Source organism: Dapis hubbardiae BLCC-M172, from assembly GCF_050016015.1.
In the GTDB taxonomy this organism is placed as follows: Bacteria; Cyanobacteriota; Cyanobacteriia; order Cyanobacteriales; family Microcoleaceae; genus Trichodesmium.
The window spans coordinates 1-10,363 of the sequence record NZ_JBNHEQ010000066.1 but is presented as its reverse complement, the minus strand read 5'-3'; the positions used below and the strand labels follow the sequence as shown (position 1 = coordinate 10,363).

At 36.7% G+C, this 10,363-nt stretch carries 7 protein-coding genes; 4 read left to right on the top strand and 3 right to left on the bottom strand.

Features of this window, described 5'->3' with window-relative positions:
* Positions 1-416 precede the first annotated feature (416 nt).
* Together ACP6PK_RS06735 and ACP6PK_RS06730 are read left to right on the top strand one after the other, a co-directional pair.
* Positions 417-653: a hypothetical protein gene (locus ACP6PK_RS06735; RefSeq protein ID WP_094673664.1), complete on the top strand. Its 237-nt coding sequence runs from the start codon at positions 417-419 to the stop codon at positions 651-653.
* Positions 654-677: 24 nt separating this feature from the next.
* Positions 678-1,394: a GUN4 domain-containing protein gene (locus tag ACP6PK_RS06730; protein WP_426558859.1), complete on the top strand. Its 717-nt coding sequence runs from the start codon at positions 678-680 to the stop codon at positions 1,392-1,394.
* A 605-nt stretch (positions 1,395-1,999) separates the two neighbouring features.
* Here ACP6PK_RS06730 and ACP6PK_RS06725 read toward each other — a convergent pair.
* Positions 2,000-2,134: a hypothetical protein gene (locus tag ACP6PK_RS06725; RefSeq protein WP_256386579.1), complete on the bottom strand. Its 135-nt coding sequence runs from the start codon at positions 2,132-2,134 to the stop codon at positions 2,000-2,002.
* A gap of 141 nt (positions 2,135-2,275) precedes the next feature.
* Between ACP6PK_RS06725 and ACP6PK_RS06720 the strand changes: the two genes are divergently transcribed.
* Entirely contained in the window at positions 2,276-2,488 is a 213-nt protein-coding gene (locus ACP6PK_RS06720; protein WP_426558857.1) for a hypothetical protein, read from the top strand.
* Between the two features lie 298 nt (positions 2,489-2,786).
* On the opposite strand, the gene ACP6PK_RS06715 is transcribed toward ACP6PK_RS06720, so the two are convergent.
* Together ACP6PK_RS06715 and ACP6PK_RS06710 are read right to left on the bottom strand one after the other, a co-directional pair.
* Positions 2,787-3,812 (bottom strand): 2-hydroxyacid dehydrogenase, encoded by a 1,026-nt coding sequence (locus ACP6PK_RS06715; RefSeq protein ID WP_426558855.1) that lies wholly within the window; start codon positions 3,810-3,812, stop codon positions 2,787-2,789.
* A gap of 306 nt (positions 3,813-4,118) precedes the next feature.
* A complete protein-coding gene (locus tag ACP6PK_RS06710; RefSeq protein ID WP_426558853.1) occupies positions 4,119-6,545 on the bottom strand; it encodes a phosphoketolase family protein in 2,427 nt (808 codons plus the stop codon).
* A gap of 1,600 nt (positions 6,546-8,145) precedes the next feature.
* Here ACP6PK_RS06710 and pta point away from each other — a divergent pair.
* Complete coding sequence (gene pta / locus ACP6PK_RS06705) at positions 8,146-10,287, top strand: phosphate acetyltransferase (RefSeq protein ID WP_426558851.1); 2,142 nt, start codon at positions 8,146-8,148, stop codon at positions 10,285-10,287.
* Positions 10,288-10,363 lie beyond the last annotated feature (76 nt).

The window sequence follows — 10,363 nt, the reverse complement described above, 5'->3', positions numbered from 1 at the left end:
TTATTTTTAAGTTAGATAAGTATTATGGGAAAATAGTGGCTATTTTTTTTAGAGCCATCATAAATGGAAGTAAGCTAGAAGAAAAAGGAAATACCAAAATAACCGTAGGGGTTTGGTCTCCAAATCCATTACCTTTGATGCTCAACGACAGAATTTTAATCTCCAGTTGTATGTAAGCTGAAATTTTTCAAAGAAGAAAAATGAGAGTTTTTTGGCGATCGCTCTTTGACAGCTAGAAAAAGTTGTTTTATTTTTAAGTTAGATAAGTATTATGGGAAAATAGTGGCTATTTTTTTTAGAGCAATAAATTTTTCAATTTCGTCTATATGGGAAGGGTGGGAAAGAAAAACCTATAATTGGAATTGTAGGTAAAAGAATAAAAATCAGACTCTCAAATTTCTGAACTTCCGAACCAGATGAAATCTCTACCCCGCATCCTTGGTCTAACTTTCCTAGCACTAACTCTGACAAATTGTTCTGGGAAATTATCACCAGAAGATATTGCCTCTCGACTAGAACCTAGTATTGTCAAAGTATTTTATAAGAGTCAACCCGGACATGGAACTGGTTTTTTCGTGTCTGGAGAACAGGGAGTCTGTACCGTACTAACGGCAGCTCATGTTGTGAAAAAAGAAGGGGAAAGATTATTATAGACTAGGGATGAAAAAATCTGGCAAGTGGCTAAGGTAGAAATATTTCCTAGTGATATAGATTTAGCTTTGGTTACTTTTCAGCCAGAGAGAAGAAGTTGTAATTATCCGGCGCTGAAAAAAGGTAGTTCTGACAATCTGAAAAAAGGTAGTTCTATCTATATTTCTGGTTTTCCTATTCGGGATGGGAGGTTGGTATCGCAGTTTGTTCGTGGTGATGTTTCGGGTTTGGATAAGTTGGCGCGGGGTTATGGAGTTGCTTATCAAGCTTTGACTGTCGGTGGAATGAGTGGAGCGCCTGTTGCGGATGTGAAAGGTGAGGTTGTGGCAGTGCATGGAATGAGTGATGTGGAGGTTGTGAAAAATTTTGTTTCTCTACAGGGGAGTTTGTCTGAGTCACAACGGTCAACTTTTCAGCAAGCTGTGGAAAGGGTAGAGACTGCTGTTCAACGTTGGACTTTTTCTTGGGATATACCTATTAAAATCAATGATATTCCTCTAGTTTCAGCTAAAGGAGTTGACTATACAAAACTTCGCAACTTATTGGCAGAGGGAAAATGGACAGAAGCAGACTTTGAAACATATAGAGTAATGGAAAAATTAGCAGGTAGGGAGTCGGAAGAATGGCTGAGAGCTGAGGATGTAGAGAATTTTTCCTGTCAGGATTTAGGCACGATTGACAAACTTTGGGTAGAGTATAGTAATGGTAAGTTTGGCTATTGTGTTCAGAAGCAAATTTATTAGAGTCTGGGTGGTACTAAGGAAGCAAACCAACAAGTATGGATAGCCTTCGCCGATAAAGTGGGATGGCGTAAAAATGGAAAATGGTTGAATTGGAGGCAAAAAGGTTTTCACACCGAGAGGACTGTATGATTGTGGTTACTTCCCCTCTTTAACTCCAATAGATAGAACAGGCATGACATATCGTTTTATCCCTAGGTCTCCTCGTACAGATACTTGTGGAATATAACATCTAGGGGTTTTAGCCGTCAATAGAAAAAAGTTTGAGGAAGCTAATTTTATGGTTTTTCTTGGTCATAAAATTTCTATAACTGACACTACCATCAGTTATCAGTTTCTGATAATTTATTTATCCTTCTTCAATATTATTTTTTTTGGTAGGCGATCGCCACATTCAAACCTCCCTCAAAAATAAGTCAACCAATATTTCCTAACCCTACCTCTGCTGAATAAAATATATCGAGCGTTCGATATAAATTATTCGCTATCCAAATTTAATTAACTTTCAGCGTAACGCACCATCAGATTATCTATAAAAAAAGGTGCGTGACGGCAAAATTTCTTAAGTTTCCCCAAAATTGAAAAAAAGGATGCTGTCACACACCCTACTACTTTCCTGCCAACTTATCTTCCTCTGCCAAAAAAGTTTCCAAATAAACAACACGCGACTCCCCAGAAGAACCAGAATTTGCCGACTGATAAAAAGACTCTCCATTCCTTAATGCTTTAGTAGTATCTCGCAACGCTTGATAACCACTTGGGTCTAGTAATTATCCGGATTTAATATCAGTTATCAGCTTTTCGAGATTAACTTTCCTAAGCGTAAAATTCATGCTTCTCAAATATCAAAGTTATAAATGAGGCGATAATTCCAGAATTAGACTATGAGTATATCTGTGCGCACCTTTCCCATTATAAATAATAATAGCACAAATAAATTTAAAGTCAAGCTCTTGCTCAAATTTTTTTCTGGGAAATATGAAAGGGAGTCGAAGGAGAGCGATCGCGTAGCGGTGCGTAGCACTATCGCCTTTTTTCAGTTATCAGTTATCAGTTATCAGCTTTTGATAGTTGAGTTATCAGTTTTCCCAGATTAACTTTCCTAAGCATAAAATTCATGCTTCTCAAATATCAAAGTTATCAATGAGGCGATAATTGCAGAATTAGACTGTGAGTATATCTGTGCGCACCTTTCCCATTATGAATAATAATAGCACAAAATTATTTAAAGTCAAGCCTTTGCTCAAATTTTTTTCTGGCAAGCATTGATGGGAGCGATCGCCATTAAGTAGAAATATTGTTTGTAGTTGGGCTTTAGCCCGAACATAATTCTTTTAGGGCTAAAGCCCAACTACGAGCTTAATTATCAAATTAACCAGCTACTCTATCTTAATTTCAAGCATTAACTGTAATTTTCTCAGGCAATTTTACCTCATTTTTCAGAGAATTTCCTGCCTCAAAATCAGTAATATTAGAAATAGTTGTAGTAGCAATATCATTCATTGCTTCCTTAGTAAAAAATGCTTGATGAGAAGTAATCAAAACATTAGGAAATGACTGTAATAATTGAAAAGTATCATCCTGAATAATTGTGTCAGATAAATCCTTAAAGAAAATGTTCTCTTCCTGTTCATAAACATCAATACCAAAATAACCAATAATTCCAGATTTTATGCCTTCGATGGCAGATTTTGTATCAATTAATTGACCGCGACTGGTATTAATTAACATCACTCCTGGTTTCATCTGAGCGATAGTTTTAGCATTAATTAAATGATGATTTTCTGGTGTTAAAGGACAATGCAAAGAAATAATATCAGAGCTTCCCAATAATTCAGATAAATCTACATAACGAGCATCACCAATTTCTGCAAACTTAGGATTAGGATAAGGATCGTATCCAACTAAATGACAACCAAAACCATGTAATATTTGACCAACAATAACACCTATTTTACCCGTTCCGACAATTCCAACTGTTCGATCATGTAAATCAAATCCTAATAAACCATTTAAAGAGAAATTATCATCACGCACTCGATTATAAGCTTTATATAATTTACGGTTGAGCATCATCATCATCCCAATAGCAAATTCTGCTACTGAATAGGGAGAATAAACGCTAACTCGTACAACTTTAATACCAACTTCAGTAGCAGTTTCTAGGTCAACATTATTAAATCCTGTAGAGCGCAAAGCTACCAAACGAGTACCTTGCTCGGCTAAAATTTTCAGAGTTTCAGCACCCAAATCATCATTGACAAATACACAAACTGCCGAACATTCCGCTGCCAAAGTAGCAGTTTTTGCCTCTAGTCGAGCTTCATGGAAAATAAACTCATGGTTAGCATTAGTAGCAGTATTAGCTGCCTCTAGAAATTCGCGATCGTATTTTTCGGTACTAAAAACAGCAACTTTCATTTTAATTAGGGAGTAGGGAGTAGGGGAGTAGGGGAGTAGGGGAGTAAGGGAGTAGGGGAGTAGGGGAGTAAGGGAGTAAGGGAGTAGGGGAGTAGATAGGGACGTTCGCATTTTTGTTATGCAACGTCCCTACATTGCGGTTCACTTAAGTGAAAAGCGCTGTAACCAAACAATAGTAAAGCTTTTTTGCGTTACCATGCGGGATATTGCTACGTTCCATGCTTTGCTTTGTAATGCTAACACGAACGCAACTAACCGCCCGAACAACCTAACCTACGCCTTCTAAATTCTGAATTCTAAATTCACCTAGTAAGGCCATTTCCAACTAGCGACATCAGGTCGGTCAATACCATGCTCATAAGCATAATTTTGACAAGCAATTTGCTCATTGCGGAAAAGTTCCTTCGCGTGAGCGCCTGCAACTTTTAGATGCTCAACTCGGTCAATTACATCCATCGCAATACTAAAGCGATCAATATTGTTCCGAATAGCTAATTCCAAAGGTGTATTAATATTACCCTTTTCCTTATAACCCCGGACATGGAGATTTTTGTGATTTGTCCGACGGTAAGTATAGCGGTGAATCAACCAAGGATAACCATGGAAGTTAAAGATAATTGGTTTATCAAGAGTAAACAAACTATCAAAGTCGCGATCGCTCAATCCGTGAGGATGCTCTGTTTCTGGTTGTAACTTAAACAGATCGACCACATTAATAAAGCGAATTTTTAAGTCAGGGAACTCTTCCCGTAACATCACACTAGCAGCTAAAGCTTCCTTAGTCGGAATATCTCCAGCAGTTGCCAATACAACATCAGGTTCTTCTCCGCGATCGTTACTAGCCCAATCCCAAATACCAATACCCTTAGTACAATGCTTAATTGCCGAATCCATATCCATATATTGCAAGTGCATCTGTTTATCAGAAACAATCACATTAATATAGTTTTTGCTCCGTAAACAGTGGTCAGCAACTGATAATAAACAGTTAACATCAGGTGGTAGATAAATGCGAGTAACATCTGGAGTCTTGTTAGAAATCACATCAAGGAAACCAGGATCTTGGTGAGTAAAACCGTTGTGATCTTGTCGCCAAACAGTAGAAGTAATCAATAAATTCAAAGAAGGAATCTTTTCACGCCAACTCAATTCATTGCACTTTTCAATCCACTTAGCGTGCTGACCAACCATTGAATCAATAACGTGAACAAATGACTCATAAGTAGAGAAAAAGGCGTGTCTTCCAGTCAAGAGATATCCTTCTATCCAACCTTCAATAGTATGTTCACTTAGAATTTCCATCACACGACCATCTCGTGCAAGCTCCCCACCATCCATGTCTTCCGGTAGAAACTCTGCCATCCAAGTCTTCTTACTGACTTCATAAATAGCATTCAGTTTATTAGAAGTATTTTCATCAGGTCCGAATACTCGGAAATTAGTCATGTTCTCACGCATGACATCCCGGAGAAATACACCCAAAGGACGAGTATTTTCTTTCTCTATTGTTCCTGGTTTATCTACTGGTATTGCGTAATCCTGGAATTTAGGCATATTCAATTGTTTACAGAGGAGACCGCCATTAGCATGAGGGTTAGCACTCATCCGACGGGCACCATAAGGAGCTATTTCTCGCAACTCTGGTTTGAATTTACCATTTTCATCAAAAAGTTCTTCTGGTTTATAGCTACGCATCCACTGTTCCAGAATTTTCATGTGTTCTGGATTTTTGGCAACGTCAGTCATGGGTACTTGGTGTGCCCGCCAGAAACCTTCTATTTTGTGTCCATCAATTTCTGGGGGACATGACCATCCTTTCGGAGTACGGAACACAATCATCGGCCACCTTGGTAATTCTGCATTACCAGAAGTCCTCGCTTCTTGTTGGATGGCTTTAATTTCTTGAACACAATGGTCTAATGTTGCAGCCATTGCTTGGTGCATAGTATCTGGATCTGACCCTTCCACAAAATAGGGTTGATAACCATAACCCAAAAAGAGGTTTTTCAAATCCTCATGACTGATTCTAGATAAAATTGTTGGGTTGTTAATTTTATAACCATTCAGGTGCAGAATTGGTAGGATCGTACCATCTGTAATTGGATTGATAAATTTATTAGAATGCCAAGATGTAGCCAGAGGTCCTGTTTCTGACTCCCCGTCTCCAACAACTGGCACACAAATTAAATCTGGATTATCTAGAATTGAACCTGTGGCGTGAGAAATTACATAACCAAGTTCGCCTCCCTCGTGAATAGAACCAGGAGTTTCAGGCGTACAGTGACTACCAATACCGCCAGGGAAAGAGAACTCTTTGAAGAATTTTTCTAGACCTTGTATATTTTGACCCTTGTCAGGATAGACCTCTGAGTAAGTGTCTTCCAAATAAGTTGGAGCTAATACTCCTGGTGCGCCATGTCCAGGACCGGACATAAATATCATGTTCAGGTCATATTTTTTGATAATTCGGTTGAGATGTATCCAGATAAAGGCTTGACCAGAACTAGAACCCCAGTGCCCTAAAATTCGACTCTTAATTTGGTCTGGTTGTAGAGGTTCCCGTAGCAGAGGATTCTTTTTGAGATAAATCATCCCTACCATTAAATAACAAGATGCACGCCAAAAAGCCTGCATCTTGTAGAGTTCATCAGCACTTAGAGGTGCGCCTTGAACTGTAGAACGTGCTGGACCAAAGGCACTAATTAAAGCTGTTTTTTCGGGAGTTGAGACCATTGATGTTCAAATTCCTTATACAAAATTCTGCCTCTTTAACCTAAAGCTTGCAAATGCCTATTTTTAAATTGAATACAGATATTTTTGACATTTGCTTGTACTTAGTAGTCAAAGATCGCAGGACAAAATTAGTATCGTATTTAGCACGACTAACTATAACATCACTTCTACTATAAAATTGCTACGGAAGATAATTAAATTTTGCTTAAGTTTTGCCTCTACTATTATTATTTTTTTATCAGAAATGATATATACCAATAGATTCCGAATTTGATAATCTTTTATTATACCAATTACCAAAAATAATGCTAGGAAAATGAAAATAGAAATTTATAGTGTTCAATTAGGGAGAAATTCATAAATTGCTCCTACAATCCTAAAATTAACAAGAGTATCTATTATTTTTGCTCTTGTTTTCTTCTTTGTGATTCTTGCTTCGCTCTTCCAACTTCAGCCCCTTTAATATTGAGTCACTATTTTATGTATTAGAAAAGGGATGCCAAAGATTAAGGCTGATATTTTCAAGAAAATCTCCTTTGCTCATCATATCAATCAAGGAGTCATAACTTATCGTTCAACAAACCATGTTATGGTTATATTTTTCAACTAAAATGTCTAATGTGTGAGAAAATTCTAGGTATCAAAATTGAATGTATCCAAGAAAACAAATCGTAAGCATTCAGCAGCCAGCTACTAGCTATCAGCTAGCTATATTCTTTTTAAAGAAGTAAAAAGCAATTGATAGATTTTTAATAATGAGTGGAAAATCAAGTAAAAGTTAAATGAATCAAGTAAGTATTCATTTTTCTTGCTATTTGCGTAGCATTCGGTAAGATGAGCTGACCACTTATAGCTGAATGCTTACAACAAATGTAGTAATGTAAAATAAATACACTATTCTCCTAAAAAAATAGATTAATAAATATTTCAAGTTCATTAATTTATAATGAATAATTGAGAATTATCTTTGGTTCAAACTGTAACGGAATTGAATATAAGGAAATATCCTAGAACTTGTTTTCTACTTAACTGGAATTGCTTGAAACCGGATAGATTAATTATCAATTATCCATTGGTAAGTAATACCATTTTGAAAAAAGAATGTTACGAATAGTAAGGACGATAAAAATATTTTACAGGAGATATCCTTTTGACCAAAAACATGATTTACCGAAATATTGTGGTTTAAAGCCTCCCCTTGGATAGGGGATAATAAATAAAAATTTTCCTGTTCGTCAATCCTCTTCTTTTCAAGGAGAGGTAATTCGCGCATTCTTAATTCGCGCATTCTAAATTCTTAATTATTGAACCCCCTAAAAAATGGTATTAAAGCAATTCTCATGCGACTCCTGACTCCTGAGTCTTAAAAATTACCGAAATAATTAATAATTAAACAATTAAATAATTAGACCATTGACGCCTTGAAGCCTCCCCTTTCAAGGGGAAAAAAATAAATCTTTTCCTTATTCGTCAATCCTCTCCCTAAAAGGGAGAGGTAATTATCAATTATCAATTATCAATTAATAAACCTAGCTATTTGTAGCAAATATTTATCAGATTTATATAAGCCTTCAACACATCAAGAGGATGAATTAAAATTATGACAATATCTCTGTATATCAGTACACTTGAAGCAGATAGTGGTAAAGCTTTACTGGCATTAGGAATTATAGAACAAGCCTTGCTGAAAACTACTAAAGTAGGCTTCTTTAGACCTCTAATTAAGGGAACATCAACAGGTGATAAAGACAAAGATATTGAATTAATGATTACTCACTTTAATTTGAAACAAAACTATGAGGATTCTTATGGTTTATTAGAAAGCGAAGTAATGCAACTGATTAATCAACATAAACATGAGAAAGTTTTAGAAAAAATCATTACCAAATACAAAGCCTTAGAAGCAAATTGTGATTTTATTCTCTGCGAATGTTCTGATTATTTAGGTCAAAGTTTGGCTTTAGAATTCGATCTAAATCTGGAAATTGTACATAATTTAGGTTGTCCGATTATTCTCTTGACTAATGGTTACCAAAAAAACATCGAAGAAATAACCAGTACAATTCAAATTGCTCTAGATGCTTATCAAGAGAAAAATTGTCAAATTATGGGAATTGTAGTTAATAAAGTTGTCTCTGAACAAATTAATGAACTGAATCAAGTATTAGCATCTGAATATGACCAATTCAACTATTTATTGTCTGTAATTCCTTACACTCCGAAACTGGAAAATCCACGAGTTAGGGAAGTAGCAGCACAACTTCAAGCATCCGTTATTGATGGAAAAAAGAAATTAGATAATCTCGTCTCTGACTATTTAATAACAGCAATGCAAGTTTCCAACGCCTTAAATTGGTTGAAGAACGGTCAATTAATTATTACTCCTGGCGATCGCGGCGACATAATATTGGCAATGTTACAAGCAGAGCATTCAGCTAATTATCCATCTCTAGCAGGAATTTTACTATCGGGTGGTTTTCCTCCTGCACCATCAATTATGAAACTAATTGATGGTTTAGCTCATCCTCTACCTATTCTCTTAGTAGAAACTGATACTTATACTACTGCTGCTCAAGCAAAAGAAGTAAAGGGTTCCATTGTTGCAGGGGATATTGAAAAAATTCGTTTGAGTCTAGAATTATTTGCCAATTATGTTGATGGAACTAAGCTAGAAACAAGGTTGGGTGAGATTAAGTCTTATGGTATTACTCCCAAAATGTTTATTTATAATTTGCATGAACAAGCAAAATCTCTCAAACAGCACATTGTTTTACCAGAAGGAGGGGAACCTCGTATCCTACAAGCAGTCTCTTTTCTCCTCAGTCAAGGAATGGTTGATTTAACTGTCTTAGGTACTCCCAAAGATATTGAAGGTTCTATCAGAAAACATGGTATTAACTTAGATGTTAACACTCTCAACATCATTACACCAAACCAACACCCGAAATTCTCTGAATATGTGGAAACTTTCTATGAACTCAGAAAACATAAAGGAATGACCCTTGATGCAGCAAAAGATTACATGAGAGATGTATCTTACTTTGGCACAATGATGGTTGAATGTGGGGATGCAGATGGTATGGTTTCTGGTGCAGTGCATACAACTCAACATACTATCAGGCCAGCACTACAAATAATTAAAACTAAACCTGGTTTTTCTCTGGTCTCCTCTGTCTTTTTTATGTGTCTGGAAAGTCACATTTTAGTTTATGGAGACTGTGCAGTTAATCCCGATCCCAACCCCGAACAATTAGCTGAAATAGCTCTAGCTTCGGCAGAAACTGCCTGTATATTTGGCATTAAAGCAAAAGTCGCTCTGTTATCGTATTCATCAGGTTCTTCTGGTAAAGGGGAAGAAGTGGAAAAAGTTCGCCAAGCAACAGCGATCGCCCAACAACGCCAACCAGAGTTAGAATTAGAAGGTCCGATACAATATGATGCAGCAGTAGATCCTGCTGTAGCAGCTCAGAAAATGCCTGGTTCTAAAGTTGCTGGACAAGCAACAGTATTTGTTTTTCCCGATTTGAATACGGGGAATAATACTTATAAGGCAGTGCAAAGAGAGACAGGAGCAATAGCGATCGGACCTATATTGCAAGGTCTGAAGAAGCCAGTAAACGATCTTAGTCGCGGTTGTAAAGTTGAGGATATTATTAATACTGTGGCAATTACAGCTATTCAAGCACAAAACATTTGTATTCTCAGATTAAAAGATGAAGAAGGAGTGAGGAGTTATGATTAAAATATGTGGGAATGGTAGGGGTGGGTTTCGATGTTAAATTTATGGTGTGAGCAATTATTCAGATCAACCCGCCCCC

Coding starts and splice junctions, on each gene's coding strand:
- pta (WP_426558851.1), top strand. CDS start 8,146: ATGACAATATCTCTGTATATCAGTACACTTGAAGCAGATAGTGGTAAA.
- ACP6PK_RS06715 (WP_426558855.1), bottom strand. CDS start 3,812: ATGAAAGTTGCTGTTTTTAGTACCGAAAAATACGATCGCGAATTTCTA.
- ACP6PK_RS06710 (WP_426558853.1), bottom strand. CDS start 6,545: ATGGTCTCAACTCCCGAAAAAACAGCTTTAATTAGTGCCTTTGGTCCA.
- ACP6PK_RS06720 (WP_426558857.1), top strand. CDS start 2,276: ATGAGTATATCTGTGCGCACCTTTCCCATTATAAATAATAATAGCACA.
- ACP6PK_RS06735 (WP_094673664.1), top strand. CDS start 417: ATGAAATCTCTACCCCGCATCCTTGGTCTAACTTTCCTAGCACTAACT.